The sequence below is a fragment of the Pseudactinotalea sp. Z1748 genome (assembly GCF_049725185.1).
Taxonomy (GTDB): Bacteria; Actinomycetota; Actinomycetes; order Actinomycetales; family Beutenbergiaceae; genus CALKWS01.
This window is the reverse complement of record NZ_JBMPQB010000014.1, coordinates 30,937-56,019: the sequence shown is the minus strand read 5'-3', so window position 1 is coordinate 56,019 and position 25,083 is coordinate 30,937. Positions and strand designations below refer to the sequence as shown.

Here is a 25,083-nt window from a genome sequence, read left to right as displayed (position 1 = left end):
ACTGACGTTGATGATGGAAGGGCTTCGGCGAGGTCTGACCCAGGCACTGACTGACGCCCCCTCTGGGGTGGTCCTTGACATGATCCGTCGGCCTGCGCCGGGGCATGTAAAGCGCATGCCGGCCAGGTGGACATGACCTAATAGGAGCTCGACCAAAAGTCCCATCAACGTCTTGTCTGCCCACCTGGCCGGTGTGCCTGTCCCGCTAGAGGAAGGCACCACCATCATGACCAGTGAACTGATCGATGTCATCGCCGGCGTGGACACCCACGCCGAGACCCATCACGTGGCGGTGATCGCCACGACCGGTGCACGACTGGGCGATGCACAGTTCCCGACCACGAGCCAGGGGTAGCGCGACCTGCTCTCCTTCATCACCAGCCTGGGCCGCATCACCACCATCGGGGTGGAAGGGACCAACTCCTACGGCGCCGAACTGGCCCGGTTCCTGCGCCAGGGCGGAGTAGTCGTGGTGGAGGCGATCCGCCCGACCCGTCAGGTCCGTCGTCTGCGTGGCAAGAGCGACCCGATCGACGCCTACGCCGCCGCCCACACGGTGCTCGCCGGGCATGACCTGCCCACCCCGAAGAACGCCGATGGCGATGCCGAGGCCATCCGCGTGCTGACCATCGCGCGCCGCTCGGCCCTCAAGGCCCGCACCGCGGCGGCCGTGCAGATCAAGAGCCTGCTCGTCACCGCCCCCGAGGCCCTACGTGCTCGCTTCCGGGGCCTGAACGACGCCGACCTACACGCCCAGCTCGCCGCCGTGCGCCCCGGGCCGGCCACCGAGGGCATCCAACCGGCAACCCTGACGGCAATGCGCCACCTCGCCCGCCGCCACCGCGCCCTGACCACCGAGATCACCGAACTGGAGACCGACCTCGACACCCTGGTCACCCGCGTTGCCCCCGCTCTGCGCGCCGCCCACGGCATCGGGCCGGTGACCGCCGCCCCGCTGCTCATCGCCGCCGGCGACAACCCCGACCGACTCACCAGCGAGGCCTCCTTCGCCGCCCTGTGCGGCGCCGCCCCGATTCCTGCGTCCTCGGGTAAGACCACCCGCTACCGCCTCAACCCCGGCGGTGACCGCCAGGCCAACGCCGCCCTGCACCAGATCATCCTGGTCCGCATGACGTGCGACCCCCGCACCCGGTCCTACATCGCCAAACGCACCGCTCAGGGAAAGAGCGACAAGGAGGTAATGCGCTACCTCAAGCGCGCCGTCGCCCGCGAGGTCTACCACCACATCGTCCACCCCCAACCCGTGCCGCAGGTCGATGACCTACGCCCGCTGCGCCACGCCAAGGGAATGACCCTGCAGACCATCGCGGACCACTTCAACGTCTGGCCCGCTCACATCTCCACCATCGAACGCGGCAAACGCCGCGACGACGACCTCGCCAACCGCTACCGCGAATGGCTCCTCGCCGCTTGACAGCCCATAGGAGCATCATGCCGGCGAGGAGGCGCATCGAAAAAACCCAGTAGTCGACCCACCCCTAAGAGAATCATTCACGATCAAGGAGGATCCATGGAACTCACCCGCAGAACAGCGCTGAAGGGTGCCGGCGCCGTGGGATTAGCGGCACTGTTCTCGCATGCATTCCACGAAGCGGCTCTCGCCGCTCCGGATATGGGCGAGGCTGAATTCGAGCAACTGCGGCAACGATGGGTCGACCAGTTGACCGGTCGCCTTGAAGTGGACAGAAATGACTCCGCGTTCGGACCCGCCCTGACGGCACTGGACCAGCAGGTACGCAACGCGATCGAGTTGATCGCGCCGGAGGTAGACGACGGACCAGGGTCCGAGTACGACCTCCTGACCAACCCAACCTTCAGTGACGTCGGCGCCGATGGCTTCCCTGTGGGTTGGGACGCCTGGAACCCGGCAGGATCGGCTAGCGCCACCGTCGAGCCAGACGGCGGTCCTGATGACGGGACCGCACTGGCGATCACCTCGGACTCTGGTGCGGATGCTCGGCTGGCCTTCACCCAGCGCCTGCCAATCCCGCCCGGAACACCGCGTGAGTTCACCGTGACCGCCCAGGTCAAGGGAACCGATCTGTCCGGGGGCTTCAGCATGTTGAGGGTACAGGCGTTCGACTCCGATGGCTCCGTCGTGGTGCCGATCGGCTCCGGACCGTACCTGCGCGGAACCTTCGACTGGCAACGCTATGAACGGCGGATCGAACTACCACCCGAGGCCGTTGAACTCTCCGTCGGTGTCATGCTGGACCGGACCGAGGGCACGATCTGGTTCGCCGACATCCAGGTGCGCGATGGCGCTGACGCCCGGACCTTCGTCGACCTTCCATTTCTGCCCGAAGGCAACGAGGGCAACATCGTCACGACCTTCCGTCGCATCCAATCGATCGCCACCGCCTGGGCCACCCCGGGTTCGGAGTACTTCGAGGACGAGAGCGCACTTCAGACCGCGTTGGGCGCACTCCGGCGCACAAACGTGCTCACCTATAACCCGGACACTGCCGAGTACGGCAACTGGTGGGCGTGGGAGTCGGGATCCGCCCGTTCGCTCGCGGACAGTATGGCTCTCCTACGCGACCACATCGAGCCGGAGCACTTCGAGGATTATGAAGATGCCATCGACTTCTACGTCTCAGATCCCTGGTACCAGTTCCCGGAGCATTCGCCGCGCCGTGCTCTCTCGGAGGGTGCGAATCGCGTGGATCTGTGCCAGGCAGTGATCATCCGGTCGATCGCCGGAGCCGACGCCGACCGGCTCGCCCACGCGGTGGCCGGACTGAGCGACGTGTGGCAGATCGTCGAATCTGGGAACGGGTTCTATTACGACGGATCGTTCATCCAGCATTCGACGGTTCCGTACACCGGGACCTATGGGTTGGTCCTGCTCCGTGCGCTGTCCCGGCTCTTCGCCCTGCTTGCCGACACGAGCCACGACATCGACGACCCGAGCCACCAGATCCTGCTGGACTCGGTCGAGGGATCGTTCGCACCCGTGATCTACCGGGCCCAGATGATGGATCCGGTGCGCGGCCGGGCCATCTCTCGAGAGCATGAACGCAGCATTGACAACGGATTCATGGCAATCGAGGCCATCGCGACCCTCGCGCAGTCAGTGGAAGCGGCCACCGCCCGGCAGTGGCGTGGACGCTGTCTGCACTGGCTGCAGACCAACGACTACCGGTCGATCTACGACGGCGCCTCAGTACCCCAGGTGGCCATCATCAAGGAACTCGAGGCCTCCGGCGCCGAACCAGTTCCCGATCCGTTGGGTCCGACACTGTTCGCCCGGATGGACCGGCTCGTGTACCGCGGAGCGGACTGGGCCACCGCGATCGCGATGTGCTCCGATCGCATTGCGTGGTACGAGTGCGGGAACGGCGAGAACGAGTTTGGATTCAAGACCTCCAACGGTATGACATATCTGTACCTGCCTGATGACATCGCGCATTACGACGACGAGTACTGGCCGACCAGCGACCTGATGGCTCCGGCAGGCACCACGGTTGACACCACCGAGTTGCCCGCCCGCACCGAAGGCCAATGGGGGTTGAGTACGCCCGATAACGAGTGGACCGGTGGCGCGGCTCTCAATGACATCGCACTCGCCGGACAGCACCTCATCGGTCCCGGCGGGACGGGCCTGAGCGCGCGCAAGACCTGGCTCTGCCTGCCGGACATGATTATTGCCCTGGGCAGCGACGTCTTCACAGGTTCCGGGAATGAGGTCAAGACGGTCATCGAACACCGCAATCTGGGCGAGGATCCCCGCCGTCTGGTTGTCGATGGTGTGGAAGTCACGGCGGCGACCGAGGTCAGCGACCCGACCTGGGCGCACGTGGAGGGGGTGGCTGGTTACCTGCTGCTTGACGTACCCCAATTGCGTGCTTCGGTGCGCGAGCGATCCGGTAGTTGGTCGAGGAACCACACCGCCGGTTCGAGTACTGAACACACCCGGGTGTATGCCACCTTGGAGTCGGTCCACGCACCGGATCGCACCACCTACGCCTACGCGGTATTGCCGGGGGCGAGCGCGAATCGCGCCCAGGCGCGTTCGCGCAATCCCGGGATCGAACTCCTCGCCAACGACGCGGATGTCCAGGCCGTCCGGATCGGGCACCTTCAAGCCGCGAACTTCTGGGGATCGGGGCGAGGTGGAGAGATCTCCTGCGACCAGCCTGCCTCGGTCCTGGCTGATATCAATCCGGGCCGCGGCCGTGTTTCGATCAGCGATCCGACCCATCAGGCCGACACCGTCGAGGTGTTGCTGCACGGGAACCAGCCCCGCCGGCTCGCCGGGCCGTCGGAACGGGTACAACTCCATCCCGAGGACAACGGCCTGCGAATCGTCGTGGACACCGCCGGACTCGGTGGTGTGCCGGTGACCTTCGAACTGAGACGGTGAACGATGGCTGGGCCCTCCCTCACCGGGAGGGCCCAGCGATGGTCCACTGCCCACCACGAGAGCACGAGAGAGATCGATGCGCAGTCGTCGCAAGAAGCCAACCAGCGCGGCTCAACCCCGCAACATCCTTTTCCTGATGACCGACCAGCACCGGCTGGACACGCTCGGGTTCTACGACGGCACGCCGGCGCACACCCCGGTGCTGGACGGCCTCGCCCAGAACAGCACCGTGTTCACCTCCGCGTACACCCCTAGCGCGATCTGCACGCCGGCACGGGCAAGCCTGATCACCGGCCTGCACCCCTTCGAGCACGGGCTCCTGGCGAACTACGAGTGGAACTCCGGGCATCGCGAGGAACTACCCACCGATCACGCGGTCTTCTCCCACCGGCTGCGTGCCCAGGGTTACAACGTCGGGCATGTGGGCAAGTGGCACGTGGGCCACCGCCGGGGTCCGGCCGAGCACGGATTCGACGGGGAGCACATCGCCGGAGCGCTGAACGACTACACCAATCCCGGCTACCTGGCGTGGCTGGAACGCCACGGACACCCCCCGGTGGGACTCACCGACCAGATCCACACCACGCTGCCGGACGGCAGCCAAGGCCATCTCCTCGCCGCGCGGCTGCGCCAACCCACAGAGGCGACGTTCGAGCAGTACCTGGCGGACCTGACGATCGAAAGGATCGGCACCTACGCAGCCGAGGGGAAGCCCTTCTACCTCAACTGTCACTTCTTCGGTCCGCATCTTCCTTATCTGCTGCCCGATGAGTGGTTCGACCTGATCGATCCGGACCAGATCGAACTGCCGGCATCGATGGCGGAGACCTTCGCCGACAAGCCCGAGATCCAACGCACGTACTCCAGGTACTGGGGTGCCGACGGTTTCGACGCCGTGCGATGGCGCAAGCTCATCGCGATCTACCGCGGTTACGTCGCCCTGATCGACCACCAGGTGGGCCGGATCCTCGCTGCTCTCCGAGACCACGGGCTGCAGGAGGACACGGTGGTGTGCTTCACCGCCGACCATGGAGAGTTCACCGGTGCCCACCGGTTGAACGACAAGGGCCCGGCGATGTATGACGACATCTACCGGATCCCCGCCCTGGTGCATAACCCGGGGGTGCGGGGCGACCGGTGCGACGATTTCGTTTCGCTACTGGACTTTCACGCCACCATCCTGGACGTCGCCGGTATTCACCCCGCTGCCAGCCGAGGAACCAGTTTGCTGGACCCCTCAGCGCTGCGCGAACGCCGGGAGATCGTCGCGGAGTTCCACGGCCACCACTTCGGCTACTCCCAACGGATGCTGCGGGACCGGCGCTTCAAACTGATCATCAACCCCGAGGGCACCGACGAACTATACGACCTGCAATCCGACCCGCATGAGTTGCGCAATGTCGTGGCCGTGCCCGCCTACGGCGAAGTGGTGACTGATCTGCGACGCCGGTTGTACCGGATTCTGCGTGACCGTGGTGACCGGTTCGCCCAGTGGATGGCCATGATGTCCGGGATCCCCGAGGCCGACCGGATTCGCCCGGAGACCGCCGTGGAGTCCCACGTACAGTAGAGGGGCCGCGCCCACAAAGGCATCCGCACGGGAGGTTCAGTTGACAGGTCCCGGTGACCGCAGCACCGGTGCGACACCGGTGCGGCTCCACACCTCGAAGGAGCGTTCCCGACCGGAGCGCAACGCTGCCGAAGCGCGCAAGATCCGGCGCGACCTCATTGAGTTGCCCGGCGGTGCCTTCGCGATGGGAAGCGAGGATCCCGACGCCCACCCCGCCGACCGCGAGGGCCCGGTCCACACGGTCGAGGTCGAACCGTTCCTGATCGGATCCACCACCGTCACCAATGCCCAGTTCGAGCGCTTCGTGAAGTCGACCGGCTACCGCACCCAGGCCGAGGAGTTCGGCTGGAGTTTCGTCTTCCACCTCTTCGTGCGCGACATCGACCCCAGCGCGGTACGCGGCGTGGCCGCAGGTACCCCGTGGTGGGTCGGAATCGATGGCGCCGACTGGCGCCATCCGGAAGGTCCGGGTTCCTCACTGAAAGATCGCCGCGACCACCCCGTGGTGCATGTGTCCTGGCATGATGCGCAGGCCTACTGTGCGTGGTCCGGCACCCGCCTTCCGGACGAAGCCGAATGGGAGTATGCCGCCCGTGGTGGGCTGGTACGACGGCGGTACGCCTGGGGCGACGAACTCACGCCGGGTGGCAAACACATGTGCAATATCTGGCAGGGCGACTTTCCCCGCCACAACACCGCTGACGACGGGTACGTGGGCACCGCTCCGGCGAAGTCCTTCCCGGCCAACGGGTACGGGCTGTTCAATGTGGCAGGCAACGTCTGGGAATGGACAGCGAGCCCATGGGCCCGGTCCCCGGGCCGATCCGCGCCGGATGTGTGGACCATCCGCGGTGGTTCCTACCTGTGCCATGACTCCTACTGCAACAGGTACCGGGTGGCCGCCCGGACGTTGAACGCCGGTGACTCCTCCTCCGGCAACACCGGCTTCCGCATCGCCGCGAACGTTCGCTGACGGATGCAGCGCCGCCACCGTGCCGCGATACGACGCCGGATGTGCGACTGTGTGCGACTCCGTGCTTTCTCGTCCGCCTCTGCCTACTGTGTGACCCACGACACCGCGCTGCAGGCCGACGTACCGCATGGACCAGTAAGGACGCTGATGCGACCCGATCGCGACACAACCACCCACCCCCGGTTCCGCTACGCGGCCTTGGCCGCCGCCGTGGCAGTGGTCATCGGACTGGGGGCATCCACCCCGGCCGTGGCCGCCGTCCCGGAACTGACCAACCCCACGTTCGCCGATACCAACGGCGATGGCCACCCCGACGGGTGGGGTACCTGGAACCCGGCGGGTGCGGCCACCGTCGAGTCCGTACCTGACGCCGGACCCGAGGGCGGGCCCGCTGTCTCGATCACCTCAGACTCCGGGCCCGACGCCCGCCTGGCCCTGACCCAGCGGATCGCGGTCACCTCCCAGACTCCCCGTGAACTGACCGTCACCGCCCAGGTCAAGGGCGCCGAACTCTCCGGCGGCTTCAGCATGCTGCGGGTGCAGGCCTTCGACGCGGATGGCGTCGCCGTCGTGCCGGCACAGCCCGGCCCATACCTGACCGGCACCTTCGACTGGCGCCCCTACGAGTCCCGCATCGAACTGCCCGCAGAAGCGGTGCAACTGGCCGTGGAACCGATGCTGGACCGCGCCAGCGGCACAATCTGGTTCGCCGACGTACGGATCGCCGAAACCGTCGACCAGGCGACCTTGACCGCCTCGGCCACGTCAGCCGGCCCGGTTCACCTGTTCTGGGAACTGACCGAGGACGACGACGATGCTCACGCGTATCGTGTTCACCGCACCGAGGGGAGCGAGGCGCCGGAGCCGTCCGAGGAGACGTTCGTGCGCGAGGCCCACGCCCTGACGACCGCCGACACTGACGCCGAACCCGGCACCACCTACACCTACGTCGTCGTCGCCCACGCCGCCGATGGCTCCGTGATCACCACCACTCCCCCGGCCACCACCACGACGCCGGAGGCGTTCGAGCGCGAGCAGGTCATCTCCACCCTGACCGCACTGGAGACCGAGGACGGTGCCAGGGTGGCCTGGTCCCTGCCCGATGAGGCCTCAGCGGAGGGCCTCACCTTGGCCACCGAGAACGGACGGGAGTCGGTGTCTGGCCAGCAGGGGGCCGTCGTGGTCGACGCCGCACCCGGCGAGCGGGTACGACTGCTCGCCGGCGACAGTGAGATCGCCGCCGCCGCGGTGGGTGCTGCCGAGCACCCAAGGTCGATCAGCGAGGACGCGATCGACCGAGTCCGCGCGCACCTGGACGCCGAGCAACCCACCGTCACCGGTGCATGGGACAACCTCATGACCCGCCTGAACGCCGGCGATGACGGCCCCTACAACCGCCCCGACGGCAGCGCCGGTCTCTACCGCGGCAGGGACGCCGCGTTCGCATACCTGGTCACCGGCGATGAGCAGTGGGCGCAGGTCGCCTTCGACGCGGTGATGAGCGCAGCCGACTTCGTCGTCGCCCGCGATGTCAACATGGGTCTGGAACTGGGCCGGGCGAACTTGTTGTTAGCACCGGTCTACGACTGGGCCTACAACGGATGGGACACCGACCAGCGCGCGCAGGTACGCAACCTCATGACCCGGGCGGTCGACCTACTGTCCACCTATCACCACGACGCCCTGTTCGACACCGAGAAGACCAGCAACTGGGTCGGGGTGACCCGCGCGCCGGAACTGCAGGTTCTCCTCGCCGCGCGCGGAGATGGCAGCTTCGGGATGTATGACGACCGGATCGCCTATGTCACCGACCAGGTCGCACAGCACTTGGACCAGGGGTACACCGAGCACGGGTACACCCAGGAAGGCTGGGACTACCTGCACTACACCGGCCTGTACATGCTTCCCTCGATCTACTTTGCCCAGAGCGCCGGGCTCCAGGTGCTCGACGCGCACGTCCAGCGGCCGCAATGGTGGAATCTGGCGCTCCACGTTGCCTCCTCCCGCCCGGACGGCGATGTCGCCCAGTTCGGTGTCTCCGGTCCGAACGGGCAGGTGTCGGGGCTCTTCCCCCTGTTGTTCCCGCTCACACCGGAGGGCGCGCTCCCCGGGCTGCGCCACACCTATGACCACGTCCAGGGACCGGAGCATCCCCAGCCGCAGTTCGACCACCTGCACTCGATGTGGACGATGCTGTACTACCCCACCGAGGTCAGCAGCGACCCGGCACAGATCAGCGCGCCGGAGGCGTTCACAGCGATCCTGGACGATGAGCCGGGGTTCTACGCCTTCCGCTCCGGGTACGCCGACACCTCTGATGCGATCATCGCCACCTCCAACCGGAACACTCAGCACCGCGGCTGGTCGGCCGCGGAGACGTTCTCCCTGTCCTGGATGGGGCACGGGACCACCTGGGCGACACTCGGAGCCCGCGCGGCCACCGAACCGAACCTGTGGAGCAAGCCACTGGTGGACGGGGAGTTGGAGCCGTACCGCAATCAGTACGAGACCCTCACCGGTGACGGCGTCACCCTGGAGTCGGTCAGTTACGCCGATCAGGGTGGCGGGTACCTGCACCTGGACGGATCCGGAAACTTCGGCGTCAACCTGGCCGAGCGGCAGCAGGTCGTGGATCTCGCGCCCGGTCACGACGCCGATGCGATCGTGGTGATACGGGACCGGTTCGCCGACGATCAGTCACGTACGTGGGATTGGCAGTTGCGCCCCGAGCAGGGCGTGCGAATCGAGACCGCAACCGATCCCGGCAGCGGATCACCCGACTTCACCTTCAGCGACGACGAGGGAGCGACGCTGAGTGGATTCGTCCTGGGTCCGGACGCTCCCGACATCGTGATCGATGATGGGACCCTACGGATCTCCACCGAAGGCGAGTCGGCCGACTTCCGGATCGCGCTGGCCACATCCGCCTCCGGGGCATTGCGCCTGACCGACGCCGACGACGGCACGGTGGTCCTGGACGGCAGGGTGATCGACTTCGACACCCTCGACACCGGTACGGCCCTGCCCACCGAGGACAGCGACGACGGCGCCACCAGCGCCCCGGGCGTGGGCGTCCTGGGGACCACCCAGGGACGAGCCCATGGCCTGCGGGACGGCTACTTCGATGTGTCCATGAACATGTGGTGGGGCGAGAATGCGGGCACCTTCCGGCTATACGAGAACGATGAACTGATCGCTACCGAATCCCTGGAGATGGACAGCCCGAACGCTCAGCGCACAGAGGTAACGATCCAGGGCCGCCCGAACGGCGACTACGTCTACACCGGTGAACTCGAGAACTCCGCCGGCACCACCGCCACCCGACCCGTGACCGTAACCGTGCGGGACGCCGAGCCGGGCGTTCCGCAACTCAGCCACGACAACTGGAGCCGCTCGCCCGATTTCACGGTTGATCTGAACATGTGGTGGGGCACGAACGCCACGGAGTACGTCCTCTACGAGGACGATGCGCAGATCGCCCGGGGTGCGCTGGAGGCCAACACACCCCAGGCGCAGCAGGTGCAGATCGAGGTCACCGATCGCGATCCGGGTACTTACTCCTATCGAGCCGAACTGGTCAACGAGTTCGGCTCCACCACCGGCCGGACGATCACGGTGCGGGTCGATCCCTGAGCACGCCGAGCGGCGCCTTGTGCGGCGCGGCACAGATCATTGAAGATGATCTGATGATCCCGGCGGAGCGTCGCAACCGTATCCTGGCCGAACTCCGGCGGGACCGTGCGGTCCGCGTCAGCGATCTGGCCCAGAAGTTCGGTGTCGCGGCTATGACCATCCGCCGCGACCTGGAACTGCTGGAGGAAAGCGGACATCTCCTCAGAGTGCATGGAGGCGCCGTCCCGCTGCGCGCGCCCCGGAGTAGGGCGGGGCGTCAGGGGACCCCACCACTGGCGACCGTGGGTTTGGTGGTGCCGTCCCGGAACTACTACTTCCCAGAGATCATCCGAGGAGCACACGTCGCGGCCGGCGAGTCGGGGGTGCGGCTGATCCTGGCCGTCTCCGGGTATTCCCGCGATGTCGAGCAGCAGCAGATCAGGCGCCTGATGGCCACCGGAGTCGATGCGTTGCTGGTCACTCCTGCGGATACGGTCGCGACGGATCCATCCACCTACCGCTTCCTGAGTTCCCTTCCCGTCCCGGTGATCATCGTGGAGAGATCACTGGACCGTGCCGATCCGGGCATGCCCCTGAGTTCGGTCCGTAGCGACCAGCGGTACGGCGCGGAACTCGCCGTCCGGCAGCTCGTCGAGCGCCAGCATGACCGGTTCCTGCTGGCCTGGCGGGCCAGCCCGACCGCCGAGGCGGTCCGTGCCGGAGTGCGTCGCGCGGTGCAGGCCCTGCGGCCCTGCGGGCATCTCGCTGAGGAACAGATCCTGCTGGCCGGCGCCGACCCCGCTGATGCTCTGGTGAGAGCGTGTGAGGTCCTCGATGCCGCGGTCGACCTGGACATCGGTGCACTCTTGATGTTGCCGGACGAAGCCGTCATTACTCTGCTCGAGGTAGCGCATGACCGCGGCATCCGAATTCCCCAGGACCTGGAGATCATCGCGTTCGACGATGAAGTATCCGCGTTGGCGCCCGTCCCGGTCACCGCGATCACACCGCCCAAGTTCGCCGTCGGGCACACCGCGCTGACCTCCTGCCTCGCGCACTTGAACACTCCAGATCCTGCGGGTCCGCAGCGCACCGCCCTGCTCCCCACCCTCAGTGAGCGAATGTCCACGCGACCCCTCGCTCGGACGGGGCCGTAAGCCGTCCGCTAGTACCTCGGGGAAGGTGCCGTGATGACCGCGACGCTGGGCCTGTCGTTGCACGACGTCATCTACGAGTCCGCTGAGCACGTCAGGCTTGGCCTTGTCTGGCGAATGATCCGCAGCCAGGTTTCGTTCTTGCACTGCACGCGGAGCATCCCCGGCCAACGCGACTCCATCCACCACCCCTACAGGATTGCGAGGACGTGCTGGCCTGGCTCGCTGAGCGGCCCTGGTGCAGCGGACGCACCGCGATGATGGGATCTACTGGGTCTACTGGGGCGGCTTCAACGCTCTGCAGGTGGCCGCTCGGCGCCCACCCAGCCTGGGCGCGATCGCGACCGTGTACTCAACCGACGACCGGTACACCGACGATGTGCACTACATGGGGGCTCCGTGTTCCGGTTGCTCGAAGGACTGCAGGCGCCTGAAGGTGCGGGTGCCGCTGAACGGGATCGCACAGTTCTTCGCTGAACCCGAGGGTGCCCCGCCGCTGGAGGTGGTGAAGGATCTGGGGGTGGTGCGCTTCGACGACATCGATCTGAACGTGCACCGCAATGCCAACGAGCGCTATACCTTCACCTCCGGTGACTTCAACTCCGTGCGCGGCCAGACCCTGTGGCAGATGGGCTTCTCCCGCGGCGCCTGGGAAGCGCGCACCACCACGCGCACCGTGCTGACGTCCTCAACGACACACTTCCACCCGTACGTGGCGGGAATCCTCAGCCGGCCGCCGGGGCGGCGAGCAGGTCCGCCCTCAGCCATGATTCATCCGGCGCCACTGCTCCTCCAGGAATGTCCCGACCGCGGCCACGGCGTCATCCAGGTCCGTGAACACCTGGACCCCGGACTCGGCGTCGCCATCCACGCGCGTCTCGATCGAGATGCTCACCGCACTGCCAGGCCGCCACAGACGCACCACGCAGGTGCCCGTCGGCCCTGCCGAGGGCTGCAAAGGCGCTGACCGAACCCCCATGCGGCCCAGTCTCACCCGGGCCCGTCAAGGCAGTGTCACCGTTGCATGACCAGCCGCATCAAGGTCACGAGCGCCGATCACCTTCCTGCCCTCAGCGCACCACCGCCGACGGAACCAACGCGGCGGGTCGTTCCACCCGTGGCCCCACCTTGCCGAGAGCCAGGAGGTCCCGGAGCCGCGGCGCCGGCTCGACACCGAGTTCACGACGCAGGAGCAAGCGGTGCGCCTCGAACGCCCGCAATGCCTGGGCGCGGTTGCCCACCGCAAGATGGGCCTGGATGAGCACCTCCTGGGCGCTCTCGCGTAGTGGGTCAGCCTGTGCGGCCACCACCCCCACGTCGACCGCCTCGGCGCACCGGCCGGCACCGATCAGCCTCCGGCACATCTCCTCCAACCCGTGCAGCAGCCGTTGGCGGAGCCGCTCGCGGTCGAGCAGCAACCATTCGTCGTACCACCCGGGCAGCAGTTCGAGGCGCTCGACGTCCCACGACGGGTAGGCGAGGTCGTGCGGGCTAACGGTGCCGGAGATGATCCGCGCCGCCCACGCACCGAGCAGATGCGCATCCACCTGCACGTCGGTGGCCAGCCGCAGCGACGTCCGGGTCGCGTCCACGAGGTGCACCCCGACCGCGTTGACCCGCCACAAAGCGGTGCGCAGATTTCCGGCGGCGTGGACGTCATCGGCGTCGGGCCACAACTCCGCGGCGGCAAGATGCCGATCGATCATGCCCCGGTGCAGCGACACGAACGCGAGCAGGCGCATGCCGCTGTCCACCAGGCGGATCTCGGCGTCGTTACGGCTGACCCGGGGGTGGCCGATGAGATGAACAAGGGGCGCACCGGCGCAGGAATGGGCGGCCAATACGCTCACCAGTCCGATGGTCATTTTTCAACCCAACCCCGTGCGCTCCCGAGAGGTAGCCACAGGCTACTCCTTGCGACAGTGAAGAAGTACTGACCGATCGTCACCGGACCGTCACGGCACTCGGGCGCCGCGACGGTGGGCGGGGTGATCAGTCCGCTCGTGCGGCGACGATCCGCACCGTCACCTTCTCTGAACCGGTATTGGTGACCACAATCGATCGAGGACCACCGGTCACGAGCGCGTCCAGCAGGCCCGGGCTCGCGGCGGCGAATCCCCCGCTGACCGGCAGCGGGTCACCGGTGTCGGAGCCGTTGACCGGCCTCAGCGTCACCTCCGCAGGCTCCCCGCCGGCAGTCCGGGCCGTCAGAGCGAGCAGCACCGCCCTGCCGCCGGAGGCGAGCAGTTCGGCGGTCTGCTCCGGCGCAGTGCCGCCCGTCTCATCGAGTTGCAGGGTCGACTGCGCGACCGTCTCGGGTTGGATCTCGTTGCTAAGGGAGAGGCGCGGTCCGTCCTTGACCGTCACCCAGGTGGATACCGTGACCTTGGTCATCTTCTTTCCTCCACATCTGCGCGCACGCGCGTGTGGCGCATCCCAAGAGCGTCGCCTCCGAACGTCACGGCGCCGTCACGCCAGCGGCTCCTTCTCGACCGTGATGGCGCCGTGACGACGAGGTGACGCAGCATCCGGATGCTTACCCCTACCTGCGACCTTCGAGGAGTTGCTATGCCAGCCACGCTGACCTACCCGGGCGTGTACATCCAGGAGATCCCCAGCGGCAGCCGGACGATCACCGGCGTGGCAACAGCGGTGGCGGCCTTCGTCGGTTCTGCGCGCCGTGGTCCGGTGGACCGACCGATCGCCATCACCTCCTACGCCGAGTTCGAGCGAACCTTCGGGGGGCTCAGCCGCGACAGCGGCCTGGGCTACGCGGTGCGCGACTACTACCTGAACGGCGGCTCCCAGGCGGTCATCGTGCGTCTGGCCGGAGGTGCCCGGCCTGCGACCGTCGACGTCGACGGCGCGGTCACCCTCGAGGCGCTCGGCCCCGGCACCTGGGGCAATCGCCTCGAGGCGGAGGTGCAGTACGCCGCGAACGCCTCCGCCGAGGATGCTGCCCTGGTCGCCGCAGACCAGGGCGTGGCGGCGGAGGACCTCTTCCACCTGACCGTCCGCGAGGGTGACGTCGCGTCGCCGCGGCTCGTCGAGACCTACCTCAATGTCACCCTCGCCGACGGCCCGCGACGGCTCGACACCGCGCTGCAGTCCTCCCGACTCGTCCGGATCCAACCCGGCCTCACCCTGCCGGCCGACGTGGTCCCGAGCGAACGTCACCGGGATCAGGATCCCGCGGCCTTCTACGCGGCGGGCCAATCCGGCGGGGGCACCGACGGCACCGACTCGAACGCGCTGTCGCTCGAGGACTACATCGGTGGCGACGGCGACTCCTTCGTGGCAGACAAGCTGGGCCTGTACGCCCTGGTGGACGCCGACCTCTTCACGATCCTCTGCTTGCCGCCCTCCAGACCCGACGGCGAGACTCCGCCGGCGTTGTGGAGCCCGGCCCTGCAGCTGTGCGTGGAGGAACGAGCCATGCTGATCGTGGATCCGCCGCCCGGAAGCACGGTGGCTGACATCCGGGATTGGATCGACGCCCGCAACCTCACCGCGAACGGCCGCAACGGCGTTGTGTACTTCCCCCGCATCCGGCGCGCCGACCCACTGCGCAACGGAGCGATCGGCACCTTCGTCCCCTCCGGAGCCGTCGCCGGCGTCATGGCCCGCACCGACGGCGCACGCGGGGTGTGGAAGGCGCCGGCTGGACTGGAGGCCGGCCTCGTCGGTGCGAACGGGCTCGCCGGCGTCCTCACCGACGGCGAGAACGGCCGGCTCAACCCACACGGGATCAACTGCCTACGCACCTTCCGCGGCGTCGGCTCGGTCGTCTGGGGTGCGCGCACGCTCCGCGGTGCCGACCTCCTGGCCGACGAGTACAAGTACGTGCCCGTACGCAGGCTCGCCCTCTTCCTCGAGGAGACGCTGTACCGGAACACGCAGTGGGTGGTCTTCGAACCGAACGACGAGCCGCTCTGGTCACAGATCCGGGCCTCGATCGGCGCGTTCATGCAGGACCTGTTCCGCCAGGGCGCCTTCCAGGGCACCACACCCCGAGACGCCTACTTCGTTCGCTGCAACTCCGAGACCACCACCCAGTACGACATCGACCGCGGCATCGTGAACATCGTCGTCGGTTTCGCCCCGCTGAAACCGGCAGAGTTCGTCGTCGTGAGCATCCAGCAGAAGACCGCCGCCGCGCAGACCTGAGAAGGACGACGCCATGGCCCAGTTCACCGTCAACGCCACCCGATTCGACCCGTACAAGAACTTCAAGTTCCGGCTCAAGTGGGACGGGCGCTACGTGGCCGGCATCAGCAAGGTCAGCGTGCTCAAGCGGACCACCGAGGTGGTCACCCACCGCGACGGCGGCGACCCGAGCAGCAGCCGGAAGTCACCCGGACGCTCGGAGTTCGAGGCCATCACCCTCGAGCGCGGCGTCACCCACGATCTTGACTTCGAGCAGTGGGCGAACAAGGTCTGGAACTACGGATCCGGGCTCGGCGCGGAGAGTTCGCTGAGGGACTTCCGCAAGGACGTGATCCTCGAGGTCTACAACGAGGCCGGCCAGCTCGCCCTGGCCTACACGGTGTTCCGATGCTGGGTCTCGGAGTACCAGGCGATCCCCGAACTGGACGCCAACGCCAACGTCGTCGCCATCCAATCGATCAAGCTCGAGAACGAGGGGTGGGAACGCGACTACGACATCGCTGAGCCGTCGGAGCCCTCGTTCGTAGAACCCTGACGAAACCTCGGCGTCCGGAGGGCCTGGTGATGGTCACAGTCGACGAGTCATGGCTCCTGCGGGCGTGGGAGGCAGCCAGCGCGGTGCCGCCCGCCGCACGTGGAGCGGTGTTCGCCACCGAGGCAGGCCTCACCCCCGACCTCGACGCGGCCCTGGACCTGCCGGTCGCCGGGCTGACCGGCCTGCTCGCGCGCCTGTACGCCGAGCAGTTCGGCCCGACTGCCGCCGCCGTGCTGGACTGCACGGCGTGCGGACTCAGCCTCGGCGTCCAGGTCCCGGTCGAGTCCGTCACGGCGGACGACGGCGGTGCCCAGGTCGCAGGAGAGGTCTCCAACGAGGTCACTACACCCTCGGGGCGGCGGTGGAGCGTCCGAGTGCCGACGACGCGAGACCTGCTGGCGGCACGGGAGGAGCCCGACGTGGTCGCCGCCCTGCTGGCCCGTTGTGTCAGCGATCCGGGCGCTCACCACAGTCCCGGGACCGACGTGCAGCCGGACCCGGTCGCCCTGACAGCCGATGCCGGGGCGCTCGACGCCACCCTGGCGGACTTGGCCGGAGCGGCCGCGGCCACGGTGGAGGTCCACTGCCCGGAGTGCGGAGCAACCACGAGCGCCGCTGTGGACATCGCCACGTTCTTGTCGGCCTCGATCGATCGTGACGCACCGTCCCTGCTCGCCGAGATCGCCGACATCGCGGCGGTATTCGGCTGGTCGGAGGCCGAGATCCTGCGCCTGGGCCACGCGCGCCGGACCGCATACCTCGCGCTCGTGCGGGGTGAGCGACCATGGCCGGTTTCCTAGCCTCGCTGGCCGCTCGCGCCGTCGGTGCACCGCCGGCGCTGCGACCCCGCCACGTCCACCGCTTCGAGACCGCCGAGAGTGCACCAGGCAGCCAACTCGCTCACCCACCCGAGGAGCCTGCTCCCACGAACCTCACCGCCGCCGCGCTCGAAGCACCAGATGGCCGCCTCATCGCCCCGCTCGGCGCACGGGACCGCCGCCCCGGCGCAGACGCCGCCCGGCAGCGTGACGTTCCCGCACCGTCACCTCCGGACCCGGCCATCGGGGAGCAGGTGGTACGGCGCACGGCGCGACAGGCCGCTGTACGGGCACATGACCAGGCGGCCCGCACAGGACGGGGCTCGGGGAGGTCCGCTGCGTCGCCGGCCCCTCCCGAACATCGCACTCGAACCACCGGCACCGGCGCCGGCGCTGCTGCCCCCGGCGCCCCCGCCAAGCCGGGGCCCCGCCCCTCCCAGTCCGTGACCGGGCCTGCGCCCACCGTCCCAGCCACCCACGGCGCCGGGGCCGTCCCGCAGCACGAGCCTCCGGACCCGCCGCCGCAGGAGTTGCCGCACGCCACCCGTGCCCGTCCTGAAGACCCCGGTGCGGGCTCCGATGATCAGGCCGCCCGCGCGCCCACAGGCGCCGCCCCGCTGCCGGAGCCTCCTGACCCGGCACCAGCACCAGCACCAGCACCACGTTCGCGCACCCGCCACTCCCCCGCCCTGCCGGCCATCGACGTCGCCGCGATCCTGCGCGAGGAGGTCTACCAGGCGCTCGTGGCCCAGCAGGTGCTCACCGCCCGCGAGCGCCCCGTCGTCGCCGAGCCGGGCCACGCTCCCCATCGCCCGGCCCAGGACGCTGCGGTGCTGCGCGCCGACCGGGTCAGCACCGCTTCCCAGGACGGCCTGACCGGTACGGTCGGCGCCAAGCCCCCCACCGTGCAGGTGAACATCGGCCGTGTCTCGGTGACCCGCGCGCCCGCTGCGCCCCGGCCCCGGGCCGCAGCCCCCGCGCGAGGGCTGGTCGACCATGCCGCCTACCTCGCTCGCCGCCGGGACCACCGATGAGCAACTCCCTGGCGATCGCCGCGGTGACATCCTCGATCCGTTACGTCCTGGACCGCTCGCTCCAGCGCCCGCACCCGGGCCCGGTCGGTGGCGCCGGCGTCTCGACCCTGCACCCGGGTGAACTCTCCGGAACCGACCTCGCCAGCGACGCCGGCCTCAACGTCTACTGCTACCTCGCCACACCCAACCACGCGTGGAACCTCACCGACCTGCCCACGCGCCGATCCGATGGGACCACGGTGCAGCGGCCGCTGGCCGCACTCGACCTGCACTACCTCATCACCTGCTACGGCTCGGAGGCCACGCTCGAGACCCAGCGGCTGCTGGGCCGGGCCGTGGCAGCCCTCTCGGCCACATCGGTGCTGGGCCGCGACGTCGTCTCCGGCGCCCTCGAGCTGTACGCGGCGGACTCCGAGACCCCGTTCCTCGCCGACTCCGACCTCGCCGCCGAACTCGAACTCGTCAAGCTGGCACCGGTCACGCTGTCCCTGGAGGAAATGTCTAAACTGTGGGGCGTCCTGGACGTGGCCTACCAGCTGTCGCTGACGTACCTGGCGACGGTGGTGCTGGTGGCCGCCGAGGCGTCGCCGAGTCGTCGCCTGCCCGTGCGCTCCCCCGCGATCGGGCTGTCGACCTCCGGTCCCATCCACCTGCAGGCGGTCACTCCCGAGGTGCCGGATCCGGCGAACGGCGAGCATGGCGTCCTCGTGCTGCGTGGCAGCCGGCTCCTCGCACCACCGGGCGGGCAGACCCACGTACGGATCGGACCCGCAACCCTGCCCATCGAGGACGCACGCGCCACCGCAGCCGAACTACGCATCAGCCTCACCGACGACGTGCCGGCCGGAGTACACGACGTGCAGATCCTGCACCGGTCCCCCGCAGGCAGCCCAGACCCTGCACCGGGACGGACCACGTCGGCATCGAACGCGGTACCCGTCGTCATCCGCCCGCAGGTCACGATCGCCGCGGTCTCGGCGACCGAGGTCACCCTCGGTGTGCGCCCGCCACTGCAGCCCCGGCAGCGCCCGAGTGTACTGCTGCGCCGCCTGTCCGGCGGTGCCGACGATGACCAGCAGAGCCTCACCATGGAGTTTCCCACGGTTGGTCCCGACCAGGACGCTGTCGCCGAACTGACCTTCAGGCACGGGGACATTCCGGACGGCACGTGGCTGGTGCAACTGCAGGTCGACGGCACCGACAGCATCCCTACCGCCACCGATCAGACCTATGACCAGCCGGCCCTGACGTTGCCGCCGCCATGACGTGGGTGGAGGCGAACCGGGACGCGATCGTGGCCGAACTCAGTCTCGTGCGGGCCCGGCTGCGCGGTGCTGCCTCGGCTCGCCGAGCCGGCACGGCACCTTCACGACAGAACGGGGCACCCAGGAGTGCGCCGGATGCGTCCGCGCACGCGGCGCTCGCCGAGGCACGGTCCCGGCTCGACCGGGCCTCGAGGTTGGACGAGATCGCGCAGGGATTCGGCCTCACCGAGTTCGAACGCTCGCTCCTGCTGCTCGCCGCCGGTCCGGAGATCGTCGCGGGAACCGCAGCCGATCTCGCGTTGTCCGGCGTGGAACGCGTGACCTTCGGTCTCGCCCTGTCCGTCCTTCCCGGCGCCCACTGGGGTGCGCTGACGCCCAGGGCGCCGCTGCGGTACTGGCGACTCATCCACCTGATCGACCCGACCTCACCCACGCACAGCCCGATCGTGGCCGACGAGCGGGTGCTGCATCATCTGCTCGGCGCCGGGTATCTCGATCCGGACCTCGCCGCCCTGGCGTGGTCGCTGCCAAACCAGACAGAGTTGCCACCGACCCTGGCCACGTCGGCCGCTGCCCTGGTGAGTGCGTGGGACCGCGGCGCCCTCGCCACCATCGCGGGACCGCAACACGCAAACCTGCTCCCGGTAGCCTCGGCGGCCGCCCACCGGATCGGCCATGACCTCTTCGTCCTCGATGCCGGGGACCTGCCGAGCAGCGCCGAAGAGCGTGCCCGGCTGCGGCGGCTGATGGAGCGTGAGTCCGTGCTGTCCAGTAGCGCTTGGGCCATCGACGCGACCGGCACGGCGGAGCCCGCGGCCGCGCTACGGACCGTGCGGGACATCGACGCCCCGACGGTCGTGCTGCTGCACGAGGGCGAGTCCGTCCGGGGCGAGCCCGGTTCCGACCTGGTGCGGGTGCCGCGGGTCCCCGTGGCCGAGCGACGTGAGGTGCTCGCGGTAGCGTTGGCCGTACCCGGCGAGCACCGCGACCGTGGTCGCAGCGTCGAGAACGCGGTCGATGCCAGTTCCGCCGCCGGCGCGTTCGACCTCGCCGTGCCCGACCTGCACGCAGCCGCCCTCGCAACGCACCGCGGCCAGCCGTTGTGGGAGGCGTGCCGGGAACGGGCGAGCAGCCGGTTCACCGGCCTCGCCGCGGTCATCGAACCGCGGGCGAGCTGGGAACTGCTCGTGCTGCCGGAGGCGCAGGTGGAGCAGTTGCGCGCGCTCGTCGCGGCAGTACGGCACCAGGAGATCGTGCTGGACACCTGGGGCTTCGCCGGACGATCGGCCCGCGGCCTGGGCACCGCGGCACTGTTCGCCGGGGCGAGCGGGACGGGCAAAACGCTCGCCGCCGAGGTCATCGCGACGTCGTTGCGGCGGGACCTGGTGGTGGTCGACCTGAGCCAGGTGGTGAGCAAGTACATCGGGGAGACGGAGAAGAACCTGCGGCGAGTGTTCGAGGCCGCCGAGGACAGCGGCGCGGTGCTCCTGTTCGACGAGGCGGACACCCTGTTCGGCAAGCGCACCGAGATCCGCGACTCCCACGACCGCTACGCCAACCTCGAGGTCGGCTATCTGCTGCAGCGGATCGAATCGTTCCCGGGCCTGGCGATCCTGACCACCAACGCGAAGTCGGTGCTGGATCAGGCGTTCCTGCGCCGGCTACGGTTCGTGGTGAACTTCCCCTACCCCGATCCGGCAGCGCGGGAGCGGATGTGGCGCCTCGCCTTCCCGGCGGGCACGCCGCTGACCGGGATCGACCCGGCCCGGCTGGCCACGATCGATCTGCCCGGCGGCGGCATCGCCGCCGCCGCGCTCACCGCCGCCTACCTCGGCGCGAGCCGCGGTGAGGTCACCCCCGAGGACCTCAGCACCGCCACCCGCTGGGAACTGGCGAAACTAGGGCGGTCCGTCGCCGGGCGGTGAGTGGCCGCGCCGTCCTTGGAGCCCCTAGAGTCCACGGCCGGAGAAGATCTGCTCGATCTCGTCCTGCTGGGTGGCCGCAGTCTGCCGTATCACGGACTCCGAGGGCACCATCTGAGGATCCCCGCGGTCCACTCCCACGTCGGAGGCATGATCTGCTCGTACGGCCCGGACGGTGCGGTTCACAGCACCGTGGGCGAGGGTCCGGAACGCGCGGCGGGCGATGGCCGAGGAGTCCCCGAACCGGACCACATCCGCCTCCGGCGTCCTTCCGACGCGGCCTCTGATCCGTGCGACCAGCGACAGATCGCGGTTCGGACCGAAGTCCTTGTTCGCCCTGGCCTCGCGGTAGATCAGGACGGTGTGCATCTCGTTGTACTCGGCGTTCGTCACTACCGGAAGGCCCGCGACCGAGAGCACCGAGCTGATCATCGACCGGGGAATGACGTGCTCGGACCACAGGCCCGGACGCGGGGATGGCTGATCCTTGTGGGGAGCCACGTTCCCCACCGGACCCGCACCTGGCTTGAGTGCGTCGGTCGTCTCCTGAGCGTCCGGGTTGATGCTGCCCCGGACCGCCCACCGTTCCCCCGCCGGTGTGAGTTCAAGGGTTCGTAGCCGGTGGCGCCGGCGGATCTGATCGAGTGTCGGCTGCAGGACGCCCGCCGCGACCGGTTCTGAACCGACCCGGTTCGCGGCGTCCACGGCTTCGGCCATACCGGCATCCAGCCGTGCTTGTTTCTCCTCGGCGCTGCCCTCATCGTCTGCGTCCTCGCCCCGTCCCGCTCCGAGGGCGTCGAGCGCCGCCCTACCCAGTCGCAGCGCCTGGGTGATCAGCCAGTCGACCGCCTGCTCCACCATCTGGCGCAGGCTCTGGATGATCTCGACGATCCTCTCCGGGATGTTCCCCAGGCCGACCTGGTTGGCCAGGAAGCCGATCGCCACGGGGATCGCGGCCGCCAGGGCCCGCTCGATCCTCTGTGCGCCCGGGGTGATGTTCCCCGCCGCGACGGCAGCGAGCGTCATCACGTACATGTTGACGATCTCAAGGATCTCCCGGAAGTACTCGATCGCCGACTGCACCGCGTCGAAGAACGCGACCACCGAGTTGACCACGGCCATCACCCCGGTCGGGTCCAGCATCGAGATCAGCCGTGCGGTGACCGCGGTGACCACCCGAGTCATGATCCACTCGCGCGCCTGGGACAGCACCGTGTTCCATAGCCCGCTCAGCCGGCTCACCACGTAGTCCCAGATCGCCGCCAGGCCCCGCTCCTGCACCTCTCGGATGAAGGTCCACGCCCCGGTGAGCATCCCGATCGCCTCGCGGACCTGCGCTACCCGCTCCTCGCCGATGTGTTCGCCGAGTTTGCGCCAGAGGAACTCGCTGCTCAAACCCAGGACCTGCAGCACCAGGTCCAGTGCGGAGGCGAGTGTCCACTGGGTGGGGACGGTGACCCCGATCTGCCCGAGACCGCGGAACAGCCACGCCGTGAGTCCCTCCAACAGGTAGTTCCCGATGCGGTCGAAGAAGCCGAGGAATCCGGCCTTCAGCGCCTCCAGGAGGTTGATCAGGAAGGCCACCGGGTCCCGTGTGATGTCCTCGATAGCAGCGACGGTGTGGCTGATGATGCTGCTGAGGAGATCGCTCGGGAAGTTCATCAGCCGCAGTACGAGCGTGATCACCACCTCGATGACCACCCGGATGAACCGGAATATCCGGGAGATCGGGTCACCGAACAGGTCGACGATCCGCCCGAAGGTCTCCTGCGGCGTCAACAGGCTCTGCAGGGTGACGTTGTCCCAGACGCCGAGGAAGGTGGAGATGATCAGCGACGGCGTGATCCCGAGCGCGCTCATCTCGTTCTCGATGCGCGTCGCGGCGTCGGCGATAACGCCGGACTCCGCCAGGCTCTGGTAGGTCGCCGCACCGCCGGGAAGCAACGTGATGAACCCCTTGATGAGGTTCTCCGCCGTCCTGGGCACGACGTCGCCGGTGAACGGATTCTGCTCGATGATCACGGTGATGAGGTGGAAGCCGGGGACCTGGTGCGCGTGCTCGCTGAGCCAGCCGAGCAACGAGTTCTTCACCAGTTCGAGCACCTTCGCGATGACCGTGAACGCGAATGACGCCACCCCCTGCACCAGCCCGAACGCCTGAGTGGCGAGGGTGGGGAGCGTGCTGAGCAGGTTCGGCAGGTTCGCGGGCTGGATCGCCGCCCACGCGGCGGCGAACAACGCGCCGAGTTGGCCCAGCAGACCGCGGAAGGTCCCCACCTGGGCGTCCAGCCAGTCCGCCGTGGCCTGCAGTGTCCCCCGCTCGCGCATCTGCTCCACGACCTCCCCCTGGCCGATGAGGCGCAGGAAGTTCGCGAGGATCTCCACGGTTGGTGCCTCGACCTCGACTCCGCGCAGCGGGTCGCGGTGCAGCACCTGCTTGGTCAGGTCCCAGACGGGTTTGATCGCCTCGGTGGCCAGGAACGGCTCGGCGAGGTCGACGACGACGGCTCGGACGATGGCGATGACCCGGCCGGCCATCTGCCGGACGACGTTGCGCAGGTCAGTGCAGAAGGCGTCCAGGTAGCGCCGGACGATGGCCAGATTGGCCGCGATCCCGGCACTCAGGGTGAACTCATCGAAGGCGGCGGCGATGTCGGCAACGACGCGCCGGTGGGTCAGCCGGTTGGCCTCCAGCCCGGAGGTGAGGGCATCGAAGACGTGCCCAATCACCTCGGCGGCCTCGAGCACGGCGGCAACGGCGGGCCCGAACGGACCATAGGTCAACAGTGTCTCGACGAGGGCGGTGCGCTCCACCGTGACGGCCGCACCCGTGATCGGGTCGCGGCCGATCACCTGCGCGACCATCGAGTACCCGGGCAGGTCCCGGGCTCGCGAGCGCACGCCGTCGAGGACCCAGTCGAAGGCGCCCTCTCCCACCTCTCCGACCGCGCGGAGCGCGGCCCCGCCGGCGCCGGCGACAGCACCTGCGGCATCAGAGACGAACCCGGGGACCAGGTCCCCGGCAGCCCAGCACTGCACCCCGAGCGGGGCGCAGGAGATGTCTCCGGCCGGGACGGCGGGAGGTCCGCGTGCCGACCCGGCACCGGTCAGTGCCGGCATCGCCTGCTGGCGCACGTGCACGAGTTCGTGCGCGAGCACCGCCGCCCGGGCCACCGGACCGCCCTGCTGTGCCGCTCGCCCGAGCACGACGTGGTTGCCGAACGTGAACGCGTGCGCCTTCCGGGCTGCGGCGGCCTTCCTAGCGGCCGGCCCGTCGTGCACCCGGACTCCGGACAGGTCCGCGCCGAGCGCCGGTTCGAACCGCGTGCGCTCGGCTGGTGGCAGTCTCTGCCCGGGACCGAGGCCGGGGTCGGGTCGCGGAGCCTGCCGGGCCACCAGCGTGAGGGCACGATCGGCGCTGCGGGGAGTCCGCCCCCGCGCAAGTCTCGGACCGATCGTCCTGGCTTCGCGTTCACGCCGGCCGGCCGGACCACGCCACAACCGCGGCCGGACCTCTGCCCGCACCGGCACCTCGGCGGCGTCGTGCGTACCGGCCACCGGGCTCACGGTCCGGCGCCGCACGCCCGCGGTGTTGGCTGTGGCTCGCCGGGGGGGCGTTGCGACGGCCCGCTCCGGGCGCCGGACC

General features: G+C 68.7%; 17 protein-coding genes. 14 read left to right on the top strand and 3 right to left on the bottom strand.

The features are described 5' to 3' along the window. The first annotated feature begins 172 nt into the window (after positions 1-172). The 8 genes from ACO0LU_RS19195 (at position 173) to ACO0LU_RS19160 (ending at position 12,663) form a co-directional block, all read left to right on the top strand. Entirely contained in the window at positions 173-355 is a 183-nt protein-coding gene (locus ACO0LU_RS19195) for a hypothetical protein (RefSeq protein WP_424790166.1), read from the top strand. 6 nt (positions 356-361) lie between these two features. Continuing rightward, positions 362-1,435: an IS110 family transposase gene (locus ACO0LU_RS19190; RefSeq protein ID WP_424790193.1), complete on the top strand. Its 1,074-nt coding sequence runs from the start codon at positions 362-364 to the stop codon at positions 1,433-1,435. 96 nt (positions 1,436-1,531) lie between these two features. Then, positions 1,532-4,387, top strand: coding sequence for a polysaccharide lyase 8 family protein (locus ACO0LU_RS19185; protein WP_424792956.1), 2,856 nt, complete (start codon positions 1,532-1,534; stop codon positions 4,385-4,387). 76 nt (positions 4,388-4,463) lie between these two features. Further along, positions 4,464-5,957, top strand: a complete 1,494-nt coding sequence (locus ACO0LU_RS19180) for a sulfatase-like hydrolase/transferase (RefSeq protein ID WP_424792955.1) — start codon at positions 4,464-4,466, stop codon at positions 5,955-5,957. 40 nt (positions 5,958-5,997) lie between these two features. Beyond that, complete coding sequence (locus ACO0LU_RS19175) at positions 5,998-6,930, top strand: formylglycine-generating enzyme family protein (protein ID WP_424792954.1); 933 nt, start codon at positions 5,998-6,000, stop codon at positions 6,928-6,930. 147 nt (positions 6,931-7,077) lie between these two features. Further along, the gene (locus tag ACO0LU_RS19170; RefSeq protein ID WP_424792953.1) at positions 7,078-10,563 is read left to right on the top strand and encodes a hypothetical protein; all 3,486 of its coding nucleotides are present in this window, start codon (positions 7,078-7,080) and stop codon (positions 10,561-10,563) included. A gap of 53 nt (positions 10,564-10,616) precedes the next feature. Further along, positions 10,617-11,699, top strand: coding sequence for a LacI family DNA-binding transcriptional regulator (locus ACO0LU_RS19165; RefSeq protein WP_424792952.1), 1,083 nt, complete (start codon positions 10,617-10,619; stop codon positions 11,697-11,699). Positions 11,700-11,934: 235 nt separating this feature from the next. Further along, on the top strand, positions 11,935-12,663 hold the full coding sequence (locus ACO0LU_RS19160) for a hypothetical protein (protein WP_424792957.1): 729 nt from the start codon (positions 11,935-11,937) through the stop codon (positions 12,661-12,663). A gap of 103 nt (positions 12,664-12,766) precedes the next feature. Here ACO0LU_RS19160 and ACO0LU_RS19155 read toward each other — a convergent pair whose 3' ends face one another. Both ACO0LU_RS19155 and ACO0LU_RS19150 read right to left on the bottom strand, forming a co-directional pair. Then, positions 12,767-13,546 carry an AfsR/SARP family transcriptional regulator gene (locus tag ACO0LU_RS19155; RefSeq protein WP_424792951.1) on the bottom strand — a complete coding sequence of 260 codons (780 nt, stop codon included), beginning with the start codon at positions 13,544-13,546 and terminating at the stop codon, positions 12,767-12,769. Positions 13,547-13,688: 142 nt separating this feature from the next. Beyond that, positions 13,689-14,090 (bottom strand): hypothetical protein, encoded by a 402-nt coding sequence (locus ACO0LU_RS19150; RefSeq protein ID WP_424792950.1) that lies wholly within the window; start codon positions 14,088-14,090, stop codon positions 13,689-13,691. A gap of 174 nt (positions 14,091-14,264) precedes the next feature. Between ACO0LU_RS19150 and ACO0LU_RS19145 the strand changes: the two genes are divergently transcribed. From ACO0LU_RS19145 to ACO0LU_RS19120, 6 genes are read left to right on the top strand one after another with little or no spacing between them, the layout of a single operon-like run. After that, positions 14,265-15,863 (top strand): phage tail sheath family protein, encoded by a 1,599-nt coding sequence (locus tag ACO0LU_RS19145; RefSeq protein ID WP_424792949.1) that lies wholly within the window; start codon positions 14,265-14,267, stop codon positions 15,861-15,863. A gap of 13 nt (positions 15,864-15,876) precedes the next feature. Beyond that, on the top strand, positions 15,877-16,398 hold the full coding sequence (locus ACO0LU_RS19140) for a phage tail protein (RefSeq protein ID WP_424792948.1): 522 nt from the start codon (positions 15,877-15,879) through the stop codon (positions 16,396-16,398). A gap of 29 nt (positions 16,399-16,427) precedes the next feature. Next, positions 16,428-17,198: a hypothetical protein gene (locus ACO0LU_RS19135; protein WP_424792947.1), complete on the top strand. Its 771-nt coding sequence runs from the start codon at positions 16,428-16,430 to the stop codon at positions 17,196-17,198. Next, positions 17,183-18,250: a hypothetical protein gene (locus tag ACO0LU_RS19130; protein WP_424792946.1), complete on the top strand. Its 1,068-nt coding sequence runs from the start codon at positions 17,183-17,185 to the stop codon at positions 18,248-18,250. The genes ACO0LU_RS19135 and ACO0LU_RS19130 overlap by 16 nt, the downstream gene beginning before the upstream one ends. Continuing rightward, the gene (locus ACO0LU_RS19125) at positions 18,247-19,515 is read left to right on the top strand and encodes a DUF4255 domain-containing protein (protein WP_424792945.1); all 1,269 of its coding nucleotides are present in this window, start codon (positions 18,247-18,249) and stop codon (positions 19,513-19,515) included. Before ACO0LU_RS19130 ends, ACO0LU_RS19125 begins: the two co-directional genes overlap by 4 nt. Continuing rightward, positions 19,512-21,440, top strand: coding sequence for an ATP-binding protein (locus ACO0LU_RS19120; protein ID WP_424792944.1), 1,929 nt, complete (start codon positions 19,512-19,514; stop codon positions 21,438-21,440). Before ACO0LU_RS19125 ends, ACO0LU_RS19120 begins: the two co-directional genes overlap by 4 nt. A gap of 24 nt (positions 21,441-21,464) precedes the next feature. Here the strand turns inward: ACO0LU_RS19120 and ACO0LU_RS19115 are convergent, their stop codons facing one another. Continuing rightward, the gene (locus ACO0LU_RS19115) at positions 21,465-24,995 is read right to left on the bottom strand and encodes an eCIS core domain-containing protein (RefSeq protein WP_424792943.1); all 3,531 of its coding nucleotides are present in this window, start codon (positions 24,993-24,995) and stop codon (positions 21,465-21,467) included. Positions 24,996-25,083 lie beyond the last annotated feature (88 nt).